At 47.2% G+C, this 24,179-nt stretch carries 20 protein-coding genes; 2 read left to right on the top strand and 18 right to left on the bottom strand.

The features are described from left to right. Nucleotides 1-126: 126 nt before the first annotated feature. From B2W60_RS03075 to B2W60_RS03005, 15 genes are all read right to left on the bottom strand, one after another. The gene (locus B2W60_RS03075) at nucleotides 127-1,836 is read right to left on the bottom strand and encodes an APC family permease (RefSeq protein ID WP_292361798.1); all 1,710 of its coding nucleotides are present in this window, start codon (nucleotides 1,834-1,836) and stop codon (nucleotides 127-129) included. A 256-nt stretch (nucleotides 1,837-2,092) separates the two neighbouring features. Beyond that, nucleotides 2,093-2,413 (bottom strand): hypothetical protein, encoded by a 321-nt coding sequence (locus B2W60_RS03070; RefSeq protein ID WP_292361797.1) that lies wholly within the window; start codon nucleotides 2,411-2,413, stop codon nucleotides 2,093-2,095. After that, on the bottom strand, nucleotides 2,410-3,462 hold the full coding sequence (locus tag B2W60_RS03065) for a DMT family transporter (RefSeq protein WP_292361796.1): 1,053 nt from the start codon (nucleotides 3,460-3,462) through the stop codon (nucleotides 2,410-2,412). The genes B2W60_RS03070 and B2W60_RS03065 overlap by 4 nt, the downstream gene beginning before the upstream one ends. 9 nt (nucleotides 3,463-3,471) lie before the next feature. Continuing rightward, on the bottom strand, nucleotides 3,472-4,656 hold the full coding sequence (gene ribBA / locus B2W60_RS03060) for a bifunctional 3,4-dihydroxy-2-butanone-4-phosphate synthase/GTP cyclohydrolase II (RefSeq protein WP_292361795.1): 1,185 nt from the start codon (nucleotides 4,654-4,656) through the stop codon (nucleotides 3,472-3,474). Between the two features lie 5 nt (nucleotides 4,657-4,661). Beyond that, nucleotides 4,662-5,456 (bottom strand): GTP cyclohydrolase FolE2, encoded by a 795-nt coding sequence (folE2, locus tag B2W60_RS03055; RefSeq protein WP_292361794.1) that lies wholly within the window; start codon nucleotides 5,454-5,456, stop codon nucleotides 4,662-4,664. A 528-nt stretch (nucleotides 5,457-5,984) separates the two neighbouring features. After that, nucleotides 5,985-6,221, bottom strand: coding sequence for a hypothetical protein (locus B2W60_RS03050; RefSeq protein ID WP_292361793.1), 237 nt, complete (start codon nucleotides 6,219-6,221; stop codon nucleotides 5,985-5,987). 19 nt (nucleotides 6,222-6,240) lie between these two features. Next, the gene (locus tag B2W60_RS03045; RefSeq protein ID WP_292361792.1) at nucleotides 6,241-7,656 is read right to left on the bottom strand and encodes an ammonium transporter; all 1,416 of its coding nucleotides are present in this window, start codon (nucleotides 7,654-7,656) and stop codon (nucleotides 6,241-6,243) included. Nucleotides 7,657-8,496: 840 nt separating this feature from the next. After that, entirely contained in the window at nucleotides 8,497-9,828 is a 1,332-nt protein-coding gene (locus tag B2W60_RS03040) for an FMN-binding glutamate synthase family protein (RefSeq protein ID WP_292361791.1), read from the bottom strand. Between the two features lie 24 nt (nucleotides 9,829-9,852). Continuing rightward, complete coding sequence (locus tag B2W60_RS03035) at nucleotides 9,853-10,536, bottom strand: protein glxC (protein ID WP_292361790.1); 684 nt, start codon at nucleotides 10,534-10,536, stop codon at nucleotides 9,853-9,855. Between the two features lie 24 nt (nucleotides 10,537-10,560). Then, nucleotides 10,561-11,463 carry a class II glutamine amidotransferase gene (locus tag B2W60_RS03030; protein ID WP_292361789.1) on the bottom strand — a complete coding sequence of 301 codons (903 nt, stop codon included), beginning with the start codon at nucleotides 11,461-11,463 and terminating at the stop codon, nucleotides 10,561-10,563. Nucleotides 11,464-11,498: 35 nt separating this feature from the next. Next, the gene (glnT, locus tag B2W60_RS03025) at nucleotides 11,499-12,896 is read right to left on the bottom strand and encodes a type III glutamate--ammonia ligase (protein ID WP_292361788.1); all 1,398 of its coding nucleotides are present in this window, start codon (nucleotides 12,894-12,896) and stop codon (nucleotides 11,499-11,501) included. A gap of 39 nt (nucleotides 12,897-12,935) precedes the next feature. Then, a complete protein-coding gene (locus B2W60_RS03020; protein ID WP_292361787.1) occupies nucleotides 12,936-13,601 on the bottom strand; it encodes a sarcosine oxidase subunit gamma in 666 nt (221 codons plus the stop codon). Nucleotides 13,602-13,612: 11 nt separating this feature from the next. Then, nucleotides 13,613-16,513, bottom strand: coding sequence for a 2Fe-2S iron-sulfur cluster-binding protein (locus B2W60_RS03015; RefSeq protein WP_292361786.1), 2,901 nt, complete (start codon nucleotides 16,511-16,513; stop codon nucleotides 13,613-13,615). Continuing rightward, nucleotides 16,510-16,773, bottom strand: a complete 264-nt coding sequence (locus tag B2W60_RS03010; RefSeq protein WP_292361785.1) for a sarcosine oxidase subunit delta — start codon at nucleotides 16,771-16,773, stop codon at nucleotides 16,510-16,512. The genes B2W60_RS03015 and B2W60_RS03010 overlap by 4 nt, the downstream gene beginning before the upstream one ends. 15 nt (nucleotides 16,774-16,788) lie before the next feature. Next, the gene (locus B2W60_RS03005) at nucleotides 16,789-18,030 is read right to left on the bottom strand and encodes an FAD-dependent oxidoreductase (RefSeq protein WP_292361784.1); all 1,242 of its coding nucleotides are present in this window, start codon (nucleotides 18,028-18,030) and stop codon (nucleotides 16,789-16,791) included. A 246-nt stretch (nucleotides 18,031-18,276) separates the two neighbouring features. Between B2W60_RS03005 and B2W60_RS03000 the strand changes: the two genes are divergently transcribed. Then, on the top strand, nucleotides 18,277-18,912 hold the full coding sequence (locus B2W60_RS03000; protein WP_292361783.1) for a helix-turn-helix domain-containing protein: 636 nt from the start codon (nucleotides 18,277-18,279) through the stop codon (nucleotides 18,910-18,912). Between the two features lie 54 nt (nucleotides 18,913-18,966). Here B2W60_RS03000 and B2W60_RS02995 read toward each other — a convergent pair whose 3' ends face one another. From B2W60_RS02995 to B2W60_RS02985, 3 genes are all read right to left on the bottom strand, one after another. Next, nucleotides 18,967-19,371, bottom strand: coding sequence for a group II truncated hemoglobin (locus tag B2W60_RS02995; RefSeq protein WP_292361782.1), 405 nt, complete (start codon nucleotides 19,369-19,371; stop codon nucleotides 18,967-18,969). Between the two features lie 450 nt (nucleotides 19,372-19,821). Beyond that, nucleotides 19,822-21,612 (bottom strand): sodium-extruding oxaloacetate decarboxylase subunit alpha, encoded by a 1,791-nt coding sequence (oadA, locus tag B2W60_RS02990; RefSeq protein WP_292361781.1) that lies wholly within the window; start codon nucleotides 21,610-21,612, stop codon nucleotides 19,822-19,824. Between the two features lie 25 nt (nucleotides 21,613-21,637). Then, the gene (locus tag B2W60_RS02985) at nucleotides 21,638-23,053 is read right to left on the bottom strand and encodes an acetyl-CoA carboxylase biotin carboxylase subunit (protein ID WP_292361780.1); all 1,416 of its coding nucleotides are present in this window, start codon (nucleotides 23,051-23,053) and stop codon (nucleotides 21,638-21,640) included. A gap of 120 nt (nucleotides 23,054-23,173) precedes the next feature. Here B2W60_RS02985 and B2W60_RS02980 point away from each other — a divergent pair, with 120 nt between their 5' ends. Then, nucleotides 23,174-24,115: a LysR family transcriptional regulator gene (locus B2W60_RS02980; RefSeq protein WP_292361779.1), complete on the top strand. Its 942-nt coding sequence runs from the start codon at nucleotides 23,174-23,176 to the stop codon at nucleotides 24,113-24,115. The last annotated feature ends 64 nt before the right edge of the window (nucleotides 24,116-24,179 follow it).

Genomic DNA, 24,179 nt, shown 5'->3' with positions numbered 1-24,179 from the left:
ACTCTGCCCAAGACAGCAGATGGGCTGTCAGCTATGGCCTTGATGAAGACCAACACTGCAATGCCATGCGTTTGAGTCAGATTATTTAATTATTATGCTGGAAAAGCCTGCTGAGCCTTTTCACTGTTAATCAGCCACCAGCACACTGCTGAAATACACAATAAGAATACCGAACAGCAATACCAGATAAGGCAGGATACCTGCCCGACAAATTATATTTTTACCATTTTCATCGAGGGACATATCTTCCCGCATCGCTTTCGGAAATATGCCTTTATCCACCAGATAATGACGCCAGATGAAAACCGGAACCACTAACAATGCCAGCAGAATCCCACTCATCAACGTTCCCTTTCCCCATACATTTGCCCCCATGCCCATCAGCACCAGATTGACGTAAGACAAAATGGTGCCAATCACTATCAATATCGTTGGAGCACGATAAGGCCTTTCCCAATTTGGCCTATCCAGACGATGTATCCAGCCGGCATTGAGATTGAGGAAATTGAAAATGATATAGCCCACATTCGAAGCAGCCAGCAAAAATACATAATCCGACATGCTCAGTAACAACAGATTGACAATCAGATTGGTCCACATCGCAGCCGTCGGGGCGCCCTGCTCATTGACCTTTGACAGATACCGCGGCAGCAGTCCGTCAATAGATCCCTGATACAGGGTGCGTGAGGAGCCCGCCATGGTCGTCATCACTGACAGCAATAATGCGAGCACCAGCATGACCACAAACATATTGGCAAACATACTGTCCCCTCCCAGAATACCCGCCAGTACGTTTGCGACTCCCATGCCACTGTAGATTTCTGCCGATAACATGCCATCATAAACTGCCGGTGCCACAACCTGACCCGCGCTATTGAGTGTTTCCCGCTCTACCAGTTGTCCCAGTCCCAGGTGCCCCTGAAAGGCCAGTGGTACGAGTGTAAATACCGCAATACACAATAAACCCGAAAAAAAGATGGCCTTGAAGGTATCGCTTTTGGGATTTTTGAATTCCCGCGTATAGCAGACCGCTGTTTCAAATCCATAGGTTGACCATGCGGCGAGAAACAAACCACCGGCCATCAGCTCCCAACCATCAAGATTCCATTCACCTTCGATAACATTGCCAATCGAGTCGTAGGCCAGTGGCGTTAAGGGTGTGATATTGGATAACGGTAAGTCCCCGGTAATAAGGGGTACCAGACCAACCATTAACAACGGCAACAAACCCGTCAAACCAAAAATCATGGTCGCTCGAGCCGAGCGAAGTATGCCACCGTTCTGGATGGCAAAAACCAGCAGCATCAATGTACTGCCGATAATAAAGGTGGCATTGATCCGTAAACTCAGACCATTTTTGAGATAGGACAAATCGACCAGCGTGATTTGCCAGCTATTGATAACGGCATCGGGTGCAAACAGGGCAGAAAGAATATAACCGGCGGCCAAACCTGAACCAATCGCCAGTACGGGTCCCCAGGCTATCCAGTTGCACCATACCGATATCGGCGCGATAAACTTGATATACCTGATCCAGGCCACGGCACCGTAAACCGATGCGCCACCGGTTTTATGCGGAAACAGCCCGGCGATTTCGGCATAAGTGAAAGCTTGCAGAAAGCCGAAACTGATAGAAATAATCCATATCAGCCAGGCTGGCTTGCCAACCGTCGCTGCCACAGCCCCCATAGAAAACAGCACAAGCGCCGGCACACCACTGGCCACCCAGAAGGCCCCGGTCCAGGTGATTCGTCTGTGCAAGGTGGATGAATCGGTTCCATTCTCAACCAGAAAATCAACTGCTGTCACATTGGCAGTACCTGAAGGCTCCTTCACCTGTTTACCCTTGTTTTTGTGACGACTACGGTTCTAAAGCCGTATGATTAGTAGTAACTCGCAACAATATGATTGCTTAAGACATGGGATGGCAACACACCTTTTGGTGTACACCCAAGGTGGTAGTTAAATAGCTTGCTGCATTTAAACGCATCAATAGGTTTTGACAAAGATCCTTGCACACAACAGAGCAGCCAGACTTATTGCAAATATGAACACAAAAGCCAGTATATCTGCATACGGATAACCCCAGAATTCAGTCATTGATAAACTCTCCCGATGAAGCATTCGAATCTAAAAGGCCGGTATCAAACATACGTTCTCGTCCAAAATCTGAGAGAGCGAATTCAAACTGTAAACGGTCCCTGGCGATAAAACTGCCATCGTCAAGCCGATGGCCGATACGGGTAATAAGTCCTGCTGAGGCCAGCTCATCTAAAGCAATGCTGAAATGGTTTATCCAGTAGTTACCCTTCAGCCCATACTCCGCTATTGCCTGATTGATCAGTTCATAATCCCACAGACTTTGGTGCTGACTAAGTGTCACCAGCAGAAACCCTTTTTGTGGCAGTTTCATGTTTCCACCTCACGCAGGGTTGAAATATTCTCTGCCGGCTCACGGAACATAACAAAGCTGCCAGTCACCGTCAGAATCAAACCCACAACAAAATACCATTCAGGTAAATCCAGCGTAAATACCATGACAAAAATCACCGCAAATACCCCATATAAGTTACCTATGGCCTCACCCCGACCAACGCCAATCAGTGAAAAACTCTTATAAAAAGCGGTGTAGCAATAAGCATGACAAATCGATGCCAAAACCATCCAGATCATCACCATTTGACTGGTCAGCATGTCCACCAGCAACGTCACAATCGGCAAATCAGTCAGCAGAAAGATCATCGGCAATACCAGAACACCCCAGAACAGAATTTCAAAACTGAAACGGCACTGTATACCGACATCAGGATCAGTGACATCCATCGCCCGTGACGCTACGGCACCTTCGGCCCCCCAGCCAATGGCTGACATGATGCCCCCGACATAACCCAGCCAGGCATAGTTTTCACTGATATCAATTTCACCGAACAGCCCGGGACCGTATATCACCACGCCGCCCATGATAATAATCGCCATGCCCAGTGCTGCGCGGCCGGAGATTTTTTCGTGATACCAGAGTCGTGCAATCAGCGCCCCTACCACGGGGTAAAACAATGAAGTAATCGCGGCGAACACCGGACCGACATAGCCCATGGCCATATAGGAACCGAAAATGGCCATCGGACCACCACACAAGGAAGCCAATGCATACCATTTTGAAATGCGCCTGAAACGCATGATGGTGCGGCCATAATCCTTCAGCTTACCCAGCATACCATTCCAGATCACCAGAAACAGCAACACCACTACCGCATGAATCCAGGTCATCACGGCCGTGGCGGCCAGACGCATGCCGTGGTCACCGTTATTGATACTGACGAAGGGCTCTTCGTACCACATCGCTGTACCCGGGACATACCATGCCCCCCAGAGAACAGCGGTCCATAAAGCCCAGGTAAATCCCCAACGCTGGCTGCGTTGAAAATGATTATGCAGTGCTTTATCCAGCGATATTGAAGACATTAAGTTTCCCTACAACGCCTGCATCAGTTCTGCCAGAACAGCATCCATCCCCTGCTCAGACTTTTCAGGTAATACATAGTCATCCACTACCAGACCAAATCCTGTCAAATTATGGATCTTGCGTGGGCGGGTCATCAGGCGCATACGGGTAATACCAAGATCCAGCAGGATCTGTGCGCCGATACCATAATCTTTCAACTCAATAGTTGCTGCAGGCAAGGAATCCGGACTACTGATCTGTCGCAGGATGTCATTTTCAGACTCATCGCGACGCAACAGGACAATGACACCGGCTCCTTCACGGGAAATTTTCTGCATTGATTCATAGACACTCCAGCTATGTGAATGCCTGCCAGCATCAAGCAACTCAATCACTGAAACCGGTTCATGTACCCGAACCAGTGCACTGGACCTTTTGGCCGGTTCACCGTGCACCAGCGCCAGATGCGTTTTATCAGTAGTGATATCCCGGTAACCGATTAGCTCAAATTCGCCAAAAACCGTTTCGATTCGTCGACTGCTTTTACGTTCAATCAAGGTTTCTGTCTGATGCCGGTAGGCAATCAAGTCCGCTATCGTGCCAATTTTCAGACCATGCTCACGGGCAAAGTTTTGCAAGTCCGGCAACCTCGCCATACTGCCGTCTTCATTCATAATCTCACAGATCACTGAGGCAGGCGTTCTGTCAGCCATCGCGGCAACGTCACAACCCGCTTCCGTATGACCAGCACGAGCCAATACGCCACCGGGTTGTGCCATCAGGGGAAAAATATGCCCGGGCCGGACAATATCCGTTGGGGTAGCATTTGCCGCCACAGCCGCTTGAACGGTTCGGGCACGGTCTGCAGCAGAAATCCCGGTGGTCACACCTTCCGCTGCTTCGATGGATACGGTGAAATTGGTACTTAACTGCGCCCGGTTATGTTTGACCATTAAAGGCAAATCCAGCTGGCGACAGCGTGTTTCGGTCAATGTCAGACAAATCAGACCCCGGGCATAACGTGCCATAAAGTTGATATGTTCCGCTGTAACGGCATCGGCAGCAATCACAATGTCGCCTTCATTTTCCCGATCTTCGTCATCGATCAGGATCACCATTCTGCCCTGACGTATTTCGTCAATTATTTCCTCAACCGGCGAAATCACAGGCTGTTGTGAACCGGGGAAACGTAAAGGTTCTAAAGGATAGTTCATAGCGATCACCTGTTTTTCTGCAACATGGCATAAGCCGAATGGTTATGAATGGATTCAAAGTTTTCACATTCAATAATGTAATCGACAATGGCGTCGCAGCTATTCAGCGAAGCAGCCACATCACGCACCAGATCTTCAACAAATTTGGGATTGTCGTAGGCATACTCCGTGACAAACTTTTCATCCGGCCGTTTGAGTAAACCGTACAGCTCACTGGAAGCCTGTTGTTCAATTTGCTCAATCAGCGATTTGAGGCTAATGATCTGATTCAACTCGGCCGTCACGGTAATCATTGACCGTTGATTATGCGCACCATATTCGGAGATTTTTTTCGAGCAGGGACACAGGCTGGTGACCGGAATCGCGACTTTAAGTTTGAGGCTTAGTGTTTCCTGCATATTGGCAATCAGCGTGACATCGTAATCCATCATACTGCTGACGCCGGAAACCGGTGCCTGCTTTCGAATAAAAAACGGAAACTGCATTTCCAGATGACCGCTGTCAGCCTCAAGCTGAGTCAGCATGGTGTTCATGAAGTCTGCAATACTCTCAGTGGACATAACCAGGTCAGGCGTTTCCAGCAGCTCGATGAAACGTGACATATGTGTGCCTTTGACATCATGAGGCAACTTTACATACATATTGAAATCGGCCACCACACGCACTGGTGCTTCATCCGCATCACTTTGAAAAAATATGGGGTAACGCAAAGATTTTATGCCGACTCTATCGATGATTAAGCAGCGTTTATCTGGCGTATTCTGAACATCTTCCAGTTGAATATGCAGGGGTAGGTTCATCGATCTATCCTTCTGTGTTTGGATTGCTGGTCAATCACCTGTTGTCTTCCTCAAAAAAAAAGGTGGATCTGCCTTTGAAAACAAAAAACTGCTGATTTTGCTGTCTGGCATGATCCACCCAAACGTCTCAACAAAGAGAACGGGTCGAGGAGAACCGTTGAAACTGAATAACACCCTCTCATTCAGCTACGATTAAATTATCTCGTTGTGCAAGGGGCCGAACAATTCCAAAGAAGTATTACTCCTTAATCATTAGGGCCTGTTGATATGCAAGCTCAACAAACCTTGGCCACTTTAAACCCGGTCACCATCAACTGTTACTGCAAAACCACGACTCTGTCAGAAAGCTTAACTGAGGCATACCACTCGGAAAACTGCTCACTGTAAGTACTCCTTTGGTAGTAAATTCAGTTGACCGAATATAACCATCAGTAAGGTAATTATCTGAAAGTAAAGAAAAAAAATAACCCGGCACGAGGCCGGGTCAAAATGGGGTGACACTGTCACCCCCGAACGTGATACCGCCTGTCAGTCAGAAGCAACCGGTGATATTCCCCGATGCTGCTCCATAACCTTGTCCAGACCGGCACTGCGATGTGCCGCAGCGGCTTCAGCCAGTTCGCGATTCTCGTCACGGATCTGTTTAATGTGCCACCAGATCCAGAAAACCACCCCGGCAATGGTCAGCAACATTTCGCTGCCAACAAAGGGATAAATAGCCCCAATCGTGTCAGGATTGGCCCATGAACTGATTCCTGTAGACATAATAGTCTCTCCTATTCAGTTATTTATTGATGTACTGTCTTTCAACAGTTTCGAACTCAGATTCGGTCTTGGCAAAATATGGGTACATATCCAGCCCCCGATAGGTATCAGCACCAGCCAATTCAACCTCACGTGGCTCACGCAGAATACCCATTTTCTGGAACAGCTTGGCCAGCAGGTATGTGGGCAAGAAACCCAACAGACCGAACATAATAAATGCACCGATCAGGTTGCCCAGTGGATTAACAGCCGGGTAACCGTCTTCAGTTACACCAAACCAGCCAACACTCTCTACCCACCAGCCACTCAGATCAATCGGCGCGGCAGCTGGATAGCCCCATAACATAAAGCCAGCAACAATTACCCCGAAAGTACCGGCATAACCGTGCACCGCTACGGCACCGACTGGATCGTCAAGTTTGAAACGACGTTCCACCCAGAAATGCAGTTTGTAGGCAATAACGGCTGCGACGGCACCAATAAACATGGCTTGTATCGGGTGATACAGATCATTACCTGCAGACGCCGCAATAATACCGGCCAGACCCAGTGAAAGCGTCCAGTACGGATCACCACGACTCACCATATAACCCGCCATCAAACCACCAGTCAGTGACATGATGAAATTGAATGTAATGGCTGAAAGCGTCGTTGGCATCAGATAGATATTGGTCGTTCCCATCCGCAATGCACCTTCTGTACCGATATCAATGATGGGAATATTGCAGGCAGCATAAAAGCCCCAGAACCCGGCATAGATAAGCAGCAGACCGAAACAGGATAACCATGGGTTGTGACCTTTAATGTCACGGATTTCACCATTTGGTCCGAACTTACCAATACGGGGTCCCAAAACAATGGCCAATGCCAGACAGGCACCACCAGCCACACCATGAATAACACCGGAGGCATAGGCATCATGATAGCCCATCAACTGCACCATCCAGCCTTCTGCATGCCAGCCCCAAGAAGCATCGATTACCCAGGTCACTGAACCGACCAGTACAGCAATAACCAGAAACGCACCGGTTCTTACCCGTTCAATTGCCACCCCGGAAACAATCGCAGCGGCTGTCCATGAGAACAACAGGAAGGCTGCCCAGAACACACCACTTATATTGTCTGAAAGATTAGGTCCCATAGACTCAGACCACGGTAATGCAGCCGCAGTAAAGTCATTACTGATTAATGGGCCGAATATTCCCGGACCCGCATTGAAGGCCCAATACATCCACCACGAAAACAAAAACCAGGTAATCGTCACCAGTGCCAGCACCATAACGTGCCGTATGATTGTCTGGTTAATGTTCTTACGTCGGGTGGCTCCTACCTCGTATGCACATAATCCTACATGTATCAAAAACATCATTACTACCGTTACCCAGTAGTAAAACTCAGTAAATATCGTTATTAAACCGCCTAACTCAGTACCCATCGGCTCTCTCCTCCAAATGTCTGTTTTACTTTATGTTTTCTTTGAGCGGTAATCATCCTCACCGACAGAACACTTCAGTAAAACGAGTTGTGGCTTACGCCTTTTTATTAAACATATCCCTACTCTTATATTAAGTAGAGAATCACATAGTCATTAAAAGTTATAAACAAAATTTAATGCCATGATCGACACTAACGTATTAGTTTTTAAAAAAGGAATACTCTAAATGGTGTACCCCTAAGGTGGTAGGCGTTTATTTCTTTACAAAAACACTGGGGACAAGCTTAAATTCCACAACAAAACAAACCGTAAAAATTAAATATATTAGTTCTTATACTCAATGAAAATATTTATATTTATGTTACTTTTGCGCAAAATAAACTGAATTTTCCTGCATATAACTTGAGGGAATAAAATGAGATGAAGTTTTATCTGACAACTATAAAAATTATCACAATGTGGATACAAAACAATATGTTAAATAACAATATCAAATAACATACTATGAGGTGAAAATTGGAGGGAGAGATAATATCAGACTGGAAAGATTAAGCTAAATAATTACAAAAAAAGCACATAACTAAACATATATAAAAACAACGAATAATCGCCTCAGAAAAACCTGCTTTAAAAATAAATACAAACCTATAAAAAACAAAGCAAAATCACTTAATTTAAATATTTAGTTATTTCTAACTAATAAATTACTCATATACACATAAAAAAAGGACCAATACTATAGCGTCATAATAATTAAGATAACGGGGTAAGTTTATCCAAATTAATTAAACACCATAGCACTGGTCCTGTTCTGATGAACTACAAAATACCGATTAATTATTAACCCATATTATTCCCTGGAATCCAGTTTGTACCTGCCAGTGGAACCCTCGCCATTGCAGCGGATTCTACTGTTAAGGCCACCAGATCTTCAGGTTCCAGATTACGCATATCATTTTTGCCACAGGCGCGTGCCAGCGTTTGTGCTTCTAACGTCAGTACACGCAAATAGTTAGCGATACGGCGTCCACCTTCGACAGGGTCCAAACGCTTACTCAATTCCGGATCCTGAGTGGAAATACCGGCTGGATCGCGACCTTCATGATAATCATCATAAAAACCGGCCGCTGAGCCAATGGCTTTAAACTCTTCATCATATTTAGGATCGTTACATCCCAGGGCGATCAAGGCGGCTGTACCAATAGCCACTGCATCTGCACCCAAAGCCATACACTTGGCTACATCGGCACCGTTACGGATACCACCGGAAACGATCAGCTGTACTTTACGGTGCATACCCATTTCCTGCAGCGCCTGAACCGCTTGAGGAATTGCCGCCATAGTCGGAATACCGACATGTTCGATAAAGACTTCCTGGGTTGCCGCTGTACCACCCTGCATACCATCAACAACAATGACATCAGCACCGGCTTTCACTGCCAGCTTCACATCATAGTAAGTACGAGTCGCACCAACTTTGATATAGATAGGCACCTGCCAGTCAGTGATTTCGCGTAATTCAAGGATCTTGATCGCTAAATCATCCGGGCCGGTCCAGTCTGGATGACGACAGGCACTGCGTTGGTCAACACCCATCGGCAAGGTACGCATTTTGGCAACACGTTCGGTAATTTTCTGCCCTAATAACATGCCACCACCACCGGGTTTGGCACCTTGTCCCAAGACCACTTCGATAGCATCCGCTTTACGCAGGTCATCGGGGTTCATACCATAACGTGATGGCAGGTACTGATAGACCAGTTTACTGGACTGACCACGTTCTTCCGGCGTCATACCACCGTCACCGGTCGTTGTTGATGTGCCCACTGCAGAAGCACCACGACCCAACGCTTCTTTCGCATTGGCAGATAAGGCACCAAAACTCATACCGGCAATGGTGACCGGCGTTTCGATAACGATCGGTTTTTTGGCAAAACGGGTGCCCAATGTGACCTGGGTATTACATTTTTCACGATAACCTTCCAGTGGATAACGCGACATACTCGCGCCCAGGAATAACAAATCATCAAAATGCGGTAATTTGCGTTTCGCACCCCAACCACGGATATCGTAGATGCCGGTATCCGCTGCCCGACGTATTTCGGACATAGTCGCCCGATCAAAAGTCGCTGACTCACGGAGTTCAGTAGTATATTTTGTTTTCTCGCTCATAATAGATTCCTCGTAAAATCAGCATTAATACGCCGAAGCGTTATCGACTTTGAAGTTGTATAGTTGGCGCGCAGAACCATAACGTTTGAAAGCGTGGGGATCTTCCTTGATACCAGCGCGTTCAAACAGCTCAATAAGCTCTTCAATATGCTGAGGTCTCATCTCTTTCTCGACGCAGTCCGCACCCAATGACTTCACTTGGCCTTTAACGTAAATGTGAACTTCATACAATGAATCACCCAACGCATCACCAGCATCTCCGCAAACCACCAGCGTACCTGCCTGCCCCATAAAACAGCTCATGTGGCCGACACTACCGGTCACGACAATATCCGAACCTTTCATGGAAATACCGCATCGTGAACCGGCATCACCTTCTATCACCAACAGCCCACCGATTGAGGTCGCGCCAGCAGATGAAGAGGCATTGCCTTTCACGCGTACACTGCCTGACATCATATTTTCAGCCACGCCTTGACCGGCACTACCATGAATCACGATATCGGCTTCTTTATTCATGCCACCACAGTAATAACCGGCATGCCCCTTGATATCGATTTTCAGTTTCTGGTCAACGCCAACAGCCAGATTGTGCTGTCCTTTAGGGTTAAGCACTTCCCATTCTGTTTCGGTGCATGCTGAGGCCTGATCATGTAAGGCCTGATTCAAATCACGTACCGTCTCTTTTGCTAAATCAATTGTTTTCATTGTGTTCCCCTTAAGCACTTCTGATCAGTTACTACCACGTTCCCAAACGTAGATAGTTGACGGTTCCGGTTCCCAAACTTTGGCGTTTTCAATGCCAGGTAAGGTCGTTAATGCCTGATATTCCGACGCCATCGCCACATAGTCATCGGTTTCTGCAATGACCGCCGGTTTGCAGGCAACAGGATCACGCACCACTGCAAATCCGTCTTTAGTACCGATGGTAAATGTGTAGAAACCATCTAACTCTTTTAAAGCGTTTTCCAGGGCTTGATGCAAAGAATCACCCTGTTGCAAACGATAGGTCAGATAACCCGCTGCCACTTCAGTGTCATTCTCGGTATCAAAATGAATACCATTGCGTTTCAGTTCCTGACGCATACGGTTGTGGTTAGACAAAGAACCGTTATGCACCAGACACAGATCCATCCCAGTTGAAAACGGATGGCTTCCCGCCATGGTCACCGCTGATTCAGTCGCCATACGGGTATGGCCAATAATGTGTGAACCTTGCATCTTGTCCAGATTGAACATATTCACAATACGTTCTGGCAGGCCGACTTCCTTGAGGATTTCAATCGAACTACCGGCACTCATAATCAACACATCCGGATGGTTTTCACGCAGATAGTTCTCGACCAAATCAGCGTCAGCTTCCACTTTGAAAACAGCAACTTTATTGTTCTGAAACCAATCAACTTTAGTAACCAAGGCTTCTTCAATCGCTTTGGCCAAAGCTTCCCAGTCATAATTTTCATCTTCATGACGCAGGGTGAATTTGATACCTGACTCGACGGCATCACCATAAATGGCAAAACCGGCACTATCAGGACCACGTTCTGTCATCGCAATCATCATTGGGGCAAACAACTCACCCAATCGACTTTGATATTTATCATTTTTTAAATAAAGACCAACAATTCCACACATTAGATTTCTCCTAAAAATTCTAACTAGTCAGCTGCTTAATAAAATTCAGCGTAACGATCAATTTCCCAGTCAGAGACATGCCGCATATATTCCACCCATTCCATGTGTTTCAATTCCAAAAACTCATTTGCCAGTCCTTCGCCCAAAGCCCCCTTAACGACACTGTCTTTTTCAAGTGCCAGCAATGCTTCATGCAAATTCTGAGGTAAGATATTGATACCTTTTTCTCTCAACTCCATCGGGCTGAGGTCATAAAGGTTGGTGTTGTGACCCTCGCCCGGATCGAGCTCTCTTTCAACACCATCGAGACCTGCAGCAATAATCGCCGCCGTGGTCAGGTAAGGATTGCATGAGCCATCCGGTAGTCGCATTTCAATGCGGCCGTAAGGAATACGCACCATGGTAGAGCGATTGTTATCGCCATAAGTGATGTAAGCCGGGGCCCAGGTTGCACCCGATAAAGAACGACCTACCACCAGACGTTTGTATGAGTTAACGGTGGGGGCTGCTAAGGCACACAATGCCGGGGCATGTGCCAGCAGACCAGCCATAAAATGGTAAGCCATCTTGCTCAGGCCATGTCCGGCCGGATCACTGTCATCATGGAACAGACATTTTTCACCATCACCAATCGAAATATGCAGATGCATACCATTACCGGGACGGTTACTGAAGGGTTTTGGCATGTAGGTACAAATCATGCCCAATTCATTGGCAATCTCACTGGCTGCCATCTTGAACATAATGAAATCATCTGCACTTTTCAGGCAGTCTGCATAGGTATAGTTAATTTCGAACTGACCGTTAGCATCTTCGTGATCAATTTGATAAACATCCAGACCGACTTCAATCAATGATTCAGTCAGTTTTTCCAGGAAGACACTCTGACGTGTGATGCCTTTATAGTCATAGCAGGGCTTCTGCAACGTGTCGCTGTCTTCAAACGGATGAATGTGACCATACTCATCTTTTTTGAGCAGCGAAAATTCAGGTTCAAGACCGGTAAACATCGTCCAACCACGGGCTTCAAGTCGCTTTATCTGATTTTTTAATACAACACGAGAATCGAAGTTATAGGGTTCGCCATTGACGTGTCCGTTACAGATAACTCTTGCATAACCAGGCTGCCATGGAATAAGTGACAAGGTCGATAAATCACCCATCGCCATGTAATCAGGACCGTTTGGCTGGATACCCATGCCACAGATAGCACCACCGGCAAAACCCGCACCGGTTTTAATGATGTCTTTAAGATGTGCAGAAGGGACCGATTTAACCTTGGCCACGCCATGAATATCGACAAACTGTGCTAGGACATATTTGACGTTGTTGTCTTTAATAAATTGTTCGGCCTGTTCTAATGTTTTCATCTCTTTTTGCTCCTGGTTATCGGTGATAGGCTGGCTAGGTTTGGTTTCAGGTTCATATTTCATAGCTTGCCTTCTGGATTGATTTATTCAGCAACGGGTGACTTAATTACTATTGAAAAACTGGTTGAATCCAACCGGTCCGCCGCCTAACTCTTTGATAATGTCCAACAGGGTTTCCCACAAATAAACGCCAAAAGTACCATCGCACCAGAGACGCATCAGGGACTGCCCTGCAACTTCCTGTCTGAGAACAATCACAGAGACACCTGCTATTGAGGTCATCGCCAGTCGATTGTCAGCCAGCATTGGCCCGCTCAGATCAATTGCACATACCTGGGCCAGTAGCTCATCAAGCAACTCACCACTCAAAATAAAAGACGCATCATTACGTAAAACAACATGAACGCCATCGCCACTTTGCAACTGTTCACTCAAACCTTTGCATTGCTGAACACCAATCGGATCTTCCAGCAGGAATTCACTGCTACCCAGGCGCATGACCAGTGTCTCGTCATGACGACTCCAGCTGTTTGCTGAAGCAGGCAATTCGACACCTTTTGCCTTTAAGGTATCAGCAGCGGCGGGCCCCTTGATAGCAAAACGTGACAAGCAGCTGACATCACAGATCGTCAGTTTTGCCGCATGACGACTTTCCACATCCGGATCCGCATAGCGATTCGCAATCGCCATACCGTTGATAAAACCCAATTCAGGTTTCAGAGACGTCTGGGCAAACGCAACTGAACTTTGTAATACAACATTTTGCATATGCCGACTCCTTAACCCTGACTCAAACTTAGAAAAGCGTCTTCTACTACTTCAGCCATTTCCATCCGTCCACTATCAGTGCGGATGGCAAACTGATTCCCTGCCTTGGCCTGCTCAGGCAGCACAAAGGCGAAGCCAATCACCCGGTTTACATATTCACTGAAAGAAATACTGGTTACCCGGCCGGCAATCTCGTCATTTTCAATCACCAGATTGCATTCCTTGGGCATTTCACTGAAATTCTTATCCAGGACAAACCTCACCAGTTTTTTCTTTAATGGTTTTTTCTGCAGGATTTTCAGGCTGCGCTGGCCGATAAAGAAGGGTTTATCCATTGCGACCAATGAATCTGCATGTGCTTCAAACGGATTAGTCAGGCCATCAGTGTCATGACTAATTAAATGATGACCCATTTCCAGACGCAGCAGACGCTGAGCATCGGTACCAAATGGACGGATACCATAGGTTTTTCCCGCATCCATAATTTTCTGCCAGACATGTAAACCGGCACTGGACGGGACATGAATTTCAAACGCCAGATCCGAGACAAACGCGACTCGCATCACTCTGGCTTTAACCCCGGCTACTAATGCTTCCCGATATGCGCCCTGTGGAAACGCCTCATCCAGCAAATCCAGCTCAGTCACTTCACTGAGAATGGAACGGGATGAAGGACCAGCCAGTGTCATAGCAGACATCACGCCTGTCAGGTTGACCAGCGTGACCTGCATGCCCCAAAGCTGCAGGTTACGTTGCATTTCACGGTAAACCGTGGCGGCATTGGATGAGTTGGTAGACACATAAAACTTGTCTTGATCCAGTCGTACTGCTACACCATCATCAACAATGACCCCGGCTTCATCCAGCAACATTGCAATACGGCTGTTACCGACTTTCTGACTGGCAAATTTGCCGGTATAAAAACGCTCCAGAAACGCAGCAGCATCTTTGCCGAAAACTTCGATTTTGCCCAAAGTACTGCCATCAATCATGCCAGCGGATTTGCGAACCGCCAGTGCTTCCTGTTGCACAGCCTGCTGGTTGGATATTTTTACGCCTGCAGGCAGATAGTAAGCTGGACGCATCCATACACCGGCTTCCATCATCACTGCGCCTTCTTTCACATGCCACTCATGCATGGCAGTCAGACGATGTGGATGAAAACCACGGCCCCCGAGGTGACCAATCGGTGTTGGATGGAAAAATGGTCTTGCCGTCGTTGAACCAATTTTTTCAACGGGTAAATCCCGGATACGCGCCAGAATACGAATGGCATTCATATTGGAATGTTTGCCTTGACTTGGCCCCATACCCACTGTGGTAAACCGTTTCATCAACTCAATATTGTCAAAACCTTCCTTCGCCGCATTGATAAAATCCTTGACCTGGATATCTTCATCAAAATCAACAAAGTTTTTAGCTTTGGGGTGATTCACAATCGGATAAGGATGGCTGGGGGAATTACCACGATGAGCGGTAACCTCAACTGGCGAAACAGTCGTTTTACCAAGATAGCGTGACGCTTCAGCCCCTGCCCGTTTGCCATCCTGCATCCGTTGCTCAAGTTCGAATATGCCGTTCACTTTACCGGCAGCAAATACACCATCAGGTAATTGATTTGGTACAAACTGCTGAACAGCCTCGTCATAACGCATCTGAGTACCGGCCTGATAAAGCAAAGCCGCTGCAGGTGCCCAGCCAGCACTCATCGCAACACCATCACAATGCAATACGACTTGCTGATGAAGATCCGCTTCAGCGGTGGCTTCATCATAAGCACAGACGACAACCGCACTGACACCCATTTTGTCAGATGTCGGCACCACTTCGTAAATACAACTGCCCAGATGCACGGCGATACCCGCCTGTTTGACTTTTGCTGTCAAATCACCATCAGCACCCGTCTGGCGCATATCAATAACAGCAACTATTTCCACATTGGCAGCAGCCAGATCCAGTGCCGCCCGATAACCATAATCATTAGCGGTAACGACTATGCCTTTTGTAAAGGGTTTAACGGAATAACGATTAACAAGACGTTGTGCCGCAGAGCTGAGCATCACACCGGGTAGATCGTTATAGCGAAATACAGGTGGTTGTTCAAAAACGCCACTGGCCACAATGATCGATCCGGCACGAACTTTCGTTATACCGCGTTTTTCAACAATGGGAACCAGATGGTCAGTGTAGTAACCACCCGCATAAGCATCCGCAATCACCCGGATATTGGGATGATTGAGCACATTTTCTGTGAGCTGTTTTAACAAAGAACCGGTATTAACGTCAGCGGCCATGTCATAGGTCAAACTACCGCCAATTTTGCGATTTTCATCGACCAGAATAACCTGACTGCCAGCATCAGCTGCTTCGAGAGCTGCAGATAGTCCTGATGCCCCCGCTCCAACGACCAGCACATCGCAATGTGCATAGCGTTTGGCGCGAGTGATTCGCGGATAGTTAAAATTGACTTTCCCCAGACCAGCCGCTTTACGGATCTTGTCTTCCCAGAATGGAAACATCCATTTAGGTTTATGGAACGTTTTGTAATAAAAGCCCACCGGCAGAAACGCCGATATCTTGTCGATATACCGACCTTTATCTTTTAATACACCACCATCGGTATTGACTGCCGTCAGCTGCATACCGTGGGTAACCGGGATCACATCTGCACGTATATTGGTGTCCTGACCATCGGTCATCAATGCATTGACATCATGATTGGCAAAACTCAATAAACCACGGGCACGGTGATATTTAAAACTGCGACCCAACACTTTAATGTCTGCAGCCCAAAGTGCACTGCTGATGGTATCGCCTTCATATGCTTCGATTTGTTGGCCTTCATATTCGAAGGTCAAGGGCATATCACGGTTGATCCATTCATTCTCTTGTTCAGCGATACGCAATGTCATGCCTTATTCTCCTGACCGTAAAGATAGGTCCTGCTGACTTTGTCAGTCAGTGTGTTTCTCTCTGCAATAAACCAGGTGCCACTTGGGCCGTGGTACCACCACTCTTTTTTCAATCCCGGCGCACCATGGCGATGATGCACATAAGTGGCCCACTCTTTATCACTGCAGGTATCTGCGTCTGGCATCTCTCTGTATTCCCCGCCATAGGTAAATTCACTCACCGGGCGGATGCCGTTAACTGGGCATTGAAGTAATTTCATCTTGCTATCCCTAAATCAGTGGCCGACCGAGGCTGCGCCTTTTTCACCGGTCAGCTCATAGTCTTCAAATCGTGATAAACGGAATGATCTGATCATATCCGGAGCCATATCTCTGGCGATGGTTTCAGCCATGGTCTTGCCGCTTATTGGGGTGGCTTTAAAGCCCCAAGTGCCCCACCCAGCATCGATATAGAAACCTTCCACTTCAGTTTTGCCCATGATTGGGGCAAAGTCCGGTGTCAGATCCGCCATCCCAGCCCATTGCCGAACCACCTTCACATTACCGAGGAATGGGAACATATCGGTGATATGCGAGGTGAGGCCTTCCACAAAGTCCAGAGATGAGCGGGTTGAATGGATTTCGTATGGATCCAGTGAAGACCCCATAACCAATTCACCGCGAGAAGACTGACTGACATAAACATGTAAGCTGCCTGATACCAGAATCGTATCGAGCCAGGGTTTCATTGGCTCGGTCACACATGCTTGCAACGGATGAATGACAATCGGCGTTTCAACATCGACCATTTCGCAAATGCGTGGTGTAAAACCGGCAACGGCTGATAACACGCGGTTGGTGCTGATATACCCCTTACTGGTCTGCACGCCGACTACCTTGCCGCTTTTCACGTCAATCCCCGTCACTTCCGTACTCTGGAAAATCTCTACGCCCATTCGATCAGCCTCTTTGGCATAACCCCAGGCAACAGCATCGTGACGTGCGACTGAACCCGGCGCGTGATACAACGCACCCAGGATCGGTGCCTGACCACTGCATGAGATATCCAGTTGCGGGCAGGCTTTAGAAATCTCATCAGGACCAACCACATAGCTTTCCACGCCAACATGTTTGTTGACTTCAGCACGCCAGCGCATAGTGCGCATAGCGGAATCGGTATGTGCCAAAGTGAAATGGCCACGGTTGGAATAAAACAGGTTAATGTCGAGCTCTTCAGAAAGATCTTCAAACAACTTAACACTGGCATTGTAGAAGTTGACGCCTTCCGGAGTCAGATAGTTTGAACGCACAATGGTGGTGTTGCGCCCGGTGTTGCCACCGCCGATATAGCCTTTTTCCAACACCGCGACATTGGTGATGCCATGATCTTTTGCCAGGTAGTAGGCTGCAGCAAGTCCATGTCCGCCACCGCCGATAATGACCGCATCATAGGTTTTTTTAGGTTCAGTACAGTCCCTGAAAAAACGGGGTGCCGGATGTTCTCGGCTCAGTGCATATTTCAAAAGTCTTAATGGCATTTTTGCCCCTCAATAAAATGTTTGCCATCCCATCTACTACCTATGGGGTATATGGAACTACCACCTTCTAGGTAAACTTTGTTTCACTTGATGAAACCTTGAGTTCATTTACTCATGTCGGAAATCGGATGTCAACACCTCTTAGAAACTTTTTTTCATCTTATGAATCTTGTTTGCATTATGAGCAAAAAAAATCGTGTATGATCAAGGTTCTATTAATGTAGCAGGTTAGGAGATTTAAACGGCGTGAGCGAAAAACAAGAGATGAATGGAATCGAAAACAATACAAAATCACTGGACAAACACCTTGGCAACACGCTGCGCCATCTTCGACTCGATAATGGATTGACGATTGCCGAAGTTGCCTCACGGGCCAATCTGAGTCGCGGTATGCTCAGTAAGATTGAAAATGGCCTGACCTCACCGAGTCTGGAAAAACTGGAGCATTTGGCCAACGCATTAGGTGTTACCCTGTCAAAATTGTTTCATGATTACGATACCCCCAGAGGCGGGGCTCAATATGTGAAGAATGGCGAAGGAATGGAAGTGGTCCGTCGTGGCACAAAATCCGGACACACTTATCATTTGCTGGCTTATGATCAGGGCCCCAAAAAATTATTCGAACCCTTTCTGATCTCGCTGGAAGAAGAAAGCGAGGTATTTGCCCCGTTTGAACATTCGGGTATCGAATTTATCTTTATGCTGGAAGGCAGGCTTGAATACACGGTCGGTGACGAACGTTATATTCTGAATCCGGGCGACTCTCTGACATTCAATGCCGAACAGCCGCATCGTCCGGAAGCTAAATTAAAAATGCCTATCCGCTACCTGGCGATTATTTATTACGATAGCCTGGATGCGATGGAACACGAGCAGGATTAATGAACCTTTCGGTCTGTGTCTCTTTTATCACCGCTATGGCGTAAGACTACGGTGCTAATGATTGACCAATAAGCTGGCCATACCCTCAAAGTGCTGCATTAGATTCTGTTTCAGCGCCGGTTCATAATCCAGCCTTTCAATGGCTAATTGCATGGATGCCAGCCAGGCATCTTTATGCGCTTCTGTTATATCAACATGGTCATGAATTTGTCGCACATTGGAATGTCCCCACTTCTCGGCATAAAGTTTCGGCCCGCCAAACATACCTGAGAAAAAATTGAACTGTTCCATGCGCGCATGCGCCATACCATGACCACGCAAATGCAGCAGATGTATCGGCCGACCCACTTCTGTTGTCTCCAATACATCACAAAACGTATTCACTAACTTTTCAACACCTTCAGCCCCTCCCAGGCGATCATATATGGACGTTTTTCTAAGATTTGCTGACGCCTTCATAACAGGACTCCTGGATACTTGTTTAAATATCATTGAGTCTATCCCTGTCTGCCAAAAGAAGTTAATACACAGGACTAAGTACTACTTAGAAAGTAATTAGCTGATCCGGCGATAAACATTAGGGCTTGTTGATCTTTCAGAGCCGCCTCTGTTGTGACTGAAAATGCACCAATCAAGGCGCGAAGAGTATGATTTAGTCGTTCTAAATAAACGACAAGCAACACAGGCCGGCGCGCGCCTCCCTGGCGCGCCGGCATACAGTCCATCCGTGGACATAAGTGGTGCATTTTCAGCCACAACCCGCAGGGCTGGGACTATTTTTCCGCCCCACGGCGTTGGAAATGAATTATGTAGAACAACTACATCGCATCATTTCCGCCTTGTTGGACGGAAAAATAGCCTCCAGCAGTGGTGGCTCTGAAAGATCAACAAGCCCTAGCATGAGGTTCATTAAGCAATTTCAATCAACACCTCACCGGGTGTGACCCGATCACCTTTGCTGACATGGATTGCTGTGATTTCTCCATCAATATTGGCCAGTAATTCGGATTCCATTTTCATCGCTTCAATAATCATGGTTGATTGACCGGAAGCCACCTTATCACCAACATTCACTAATACTTCAACCACATTGCCCGGTAACGGCGTGCTGACATGACCCGGATCGCTGGCTTTTTTACGGCCTTGTTGCGCGCCATCCGAGACAAATTCACCGATGGTTTCAAATACGACCTCTTCAGGCATACCATCAACTGATATATACATTTTGCGTTTCCCACCACCCACATCACCGACACCAGTAATGGCGACATCATAGGTTTCACCATGAACATCGACTTTGAACTCAGTGGAAACGGTGCCTGAAGCCTTATCCTTACTCGCTGGAATCAACGGTTCAGGTTGCAACGTGCCATCCAGACGTTGTTGCAGGAATTCACGACCGATATCCGGGAACATGGCAAAGGTCAACACATCCTCTTCGCAGGTGGCCAGATCGCCAATTTTCGCCCGGAGCTTTTCCATTTCCGGTGCAATGGAATCCGCTGGGCGTGACTCCATCACCGTTTCATTCCCAATCGCCTTACGCTGCAGTTCGGCATTAATCGGTGCCGGTGGTTGACCGTAGCCACCCAGCAAATAACGCTTAACCTCATTGGTTATGGTTTTATAGCGCTCACCACTTAATACGTTATACACCGCCTGCGTGCCAACGATTTGTGAGGTTGGCGTGACCAAGGGTGGAAAGCCCAGATCTTCACGCACTCGCGGAATTTCAGCAAAAACATCACGAATACGATCCAAAGCATTCTGCTCTTTCAGCTGATTCGCCAGATTGGACATCATCCCCCCCGGCACCTGATTGATTTGCACGGACACATCTTCGCGGGTGAACTCGCTTTCAAACTGATGATATTTTTTACGCACTTCACGGAAATAATCAGCAATTTCCGACAGTAAATTCAAATCCAATCCGGTATCCCATTCAGTTCCTTTTAGCGCCGCCACCTGACTTTCAGTAGCAGGATGACTGGTGCCGCCAGCAAACGCGGATATGGCTGTATCAATCCGGTCAACGCCTGCTTCAATGGCTTTTAACTGACAAAGCGGTGCCAGACCAGATGTGGAGTGACTATGAATCACCAGCGGCAAATCCACAGCGGATTTAATCGCTTTAACCAGCTCATAGGTTGGATACGGGGCCAGCAGACCAGCCATATCTTTTATCGCAATGGAATCCGCCCCCATATCCCGGAGGGTTTTGGCCTGCTCAACAAATAATTCAGGTGTGTGTACCGGACTGGTGGTATAGCTGATGGTGCCCTGGGCATGTTTACCGGCATCTTTCACGGCTTTTAAAGCAGTTTCCAGATTACGCATATCGTTTAATGCATCAAACACTCGGAATACATCGATGCCATTTTCTGCGGCTTTGGCGACAAAAGCCCTGACTACATCATCGGCATAATGCCGGTAACCCAACAGGTTTTGACCACGCAATAACATTTGCAGACGCGTATTTGGTAAAACGCCTTTTAATAAACGTAAACGCTGCCAGGGATCTTCTTTCAGATAACGCACGCAGGCATCAAAAGTCGCCCCGCCCCAGACTTCCAATGACCAGTAGCCGACGCGGTCCAGCTTTTCACAGATCGGTAACATGTCATCGGTACGCATACGGGTAGCAATCAATGATTGATGTGCATCACGCAGTGTCACATCGGTAACTTGGATTTGTTTCATTACAATTCTCCGGATCTAACTTGTTTTACCAGCCTGCATGGGCAGCAATGGCCGTAGCCAGGACTAATGCTAATGCGGTGGGATGACGTTTATCTGAATAGGTCAGTAATTCGGGATGGGCAGCCACAAAGCTGGTATCGAACTTTCCGGCTCTGAAATCAGGATGCTTGAGGATTTGCTGATAATAGCTGGCAGTGGTTTTAATGCCATGCAAACGCATATCGTCAAGCGCACGACGGCCACGATCCACCGCATCTTCCCAATCCAATGCCCAGACCACTAATTTCAAACACATCGAATCAAAATACGGTGGGATTTCATAACCTGTATAGATTGCCGTATCCACCCGAACTCCCGGTCCGCCGGGCGCATAGTAATGGGTTATACGACCAAAGCTAGGCAAGAAATCATTTTTCGGATCTTCGGCATTGATACGGAACTGCAAAGCAAAACCACGATAGTGAATATCTTCCTGCCGGTAACGCAGCGTTTCACCGGCGGCTATGCGTAATTGTTCACGGACAATATCAATCCCGGTGATCTGTTCAGTGATGGTATGTTCGACCTGAATACGGGTATTCATTTCCATGAAATACACCTGATTACCGGTCAGCAGAAACTCAACCGTTCCGGCATTTTCATAGCCGACCGCCTCAGTAGCTTTGACGGCCAGCCCACCAATATAATTGCGTTGCTCCGGAGTCAGTTGCGGGCTGGGAGCAATTTCAATCAGTTTCTGATTACGCCGTTGAATAGAACAGTCACGCTCATATAGATGTACAACGTTGCCATGGCTATCAGCCAACACCTGCACTTCGATATGCCGCGGATTCACAATACACTTTTCCATAAACACTTCAGCTGAGCCAAAGGCTTTGGTCGCTTCAGAAATGACCCGGGGAAACTGCTGTTTGAGTTCTGCAGGCGTATCGCAACGACGAATGCCTCGACCACCACCACCGGAAGTGGCTTTGAGCATGATGGGATAACCAATTTCCTCGGCAACCGTTAATGCTTCACTAATATCTTCAAGGTTACCGTCAGAACCGGGAGTGATTGGCACGCCAGCTTCACGCATGCTGTCACGAGCGGCTGTTTTATCGCCCATTTTTTCGATAACCGACGCTTTAGGACCTATAAAGATGATGCCGTTTTGTTCACATAATCGGGCAAACCTGGCGTTTTCAGAAAGAAAGCCATAACCGGGATGGATGGCATCACAGCCCGTCTCTACCGCCAGATTAACCAGTCGGACCGGATCCAGATAGCCTTCCAGCGGGTTTTCGCCCAACGAATAAGACTCGTCTGCACGTTTGACATGAAGGGCATAACGATCCGGTTCGGTATAAATGGCTACAGAACGAATACCCATTTCGGAACAGGCCCGAATGATTCGGACAGCAATTTCGCCACGGTTGGCGATCAGAATTTTTTTCAACATAGCTCAGCCTCGGCCAAATTTGTTTGCTAAGCGTAGAGCAAATTAATGATAAACAAAAATCAATAAAATATAATTCATCGATAAGTAATAACTTATCAATCTATTTACAGGTGCAAAACCATGGCACTCAGCCTGCAACAATTATTATCTCGCCTGTCATTCAGACAAATGCAGGTATTTCAGGCGGTCTATCAACATAAGGGATATCGCAAAGCAGCGGAACATCTAGGCCTGACACAGCCTGCTGTCAGCTCGCAAATGCGCCATCTTGAAAACGCACTGGAACAACCGTTGTTTGAATATATTGGCCGTCAGCTATATTGCACCGAAGCGGGTGAGCGTGTTGCCACGTTTATTGACCAGCTGTTTGGTCAAATGAGCGAGTTGCAAAGTGAATTGAATTTATTACGTGAAGCCCTTTCGGGCGATTTAAGACTGAGTATTGTGAGCTCATCGCAAACTGTTGTGCCGCATTTGATCAGCAGCTTCCTCGAAGAGTTTCCAACGGTCAATTTGCATATTGAAGTCGTTAATCGCAGTCAGGCTTTGGAGCGATTAAAACTGAATATTGATGATCTGGTCATTATGGCAATGGTGCCAGAAGGTCGGTCATTATCGACACTGCCGTTTCTGAATAACGAGTTGATTGCTGTTATACCCGCACAGCATGCGTTGTCAGAAAACATGAGCATATCCGCCAAACAGTTTTTTGCGGAACCAATGTTGATACGCGAAAACGGTTCAGGGACAAGATTTGCTGTGGAGCATCACTGCCAGCAACATCGCCTGCAACTCAATCCGCTAATGGAAATGGGCTCAAATGAGCTCATTAAACACGCGGTCATTGCCGGTCTTGGTGTCGCGATTTTGCCAAGACTGAGTGTGATGGCGGAATTACAAACCGGCATACTCAAAACCGTGGCGATACCGGACTTTCCAATTCGCCGCTCATGGTGTCTGGTACACCCTATGGGTAAATACCCTTCACGCGTGGCTCAGGCATTTATTGATCACATTTATGCAAGTCTGGAACAGATCCACAGACATTTCATTGACGTTTAAGTCAAAAATATGACCCGGGAACATCCCTTTATTCATACCTCTTAATAAACACTTAAAGTTAAGG

Source organism: Methylophaga sp. UBA2496, from assembly GCF_002341635.1.
Lineage (GTDB): Bacteria > Pseudomonadota > Gammaproteobacteria > Nitrosococcales > Methylophagaceae > Methylophaga.
The sequence above is the reverse complement of the archived record's forward strand: the minus strand, read 5'-3'. Positions and strand labels throughout refer to the sequence as shown.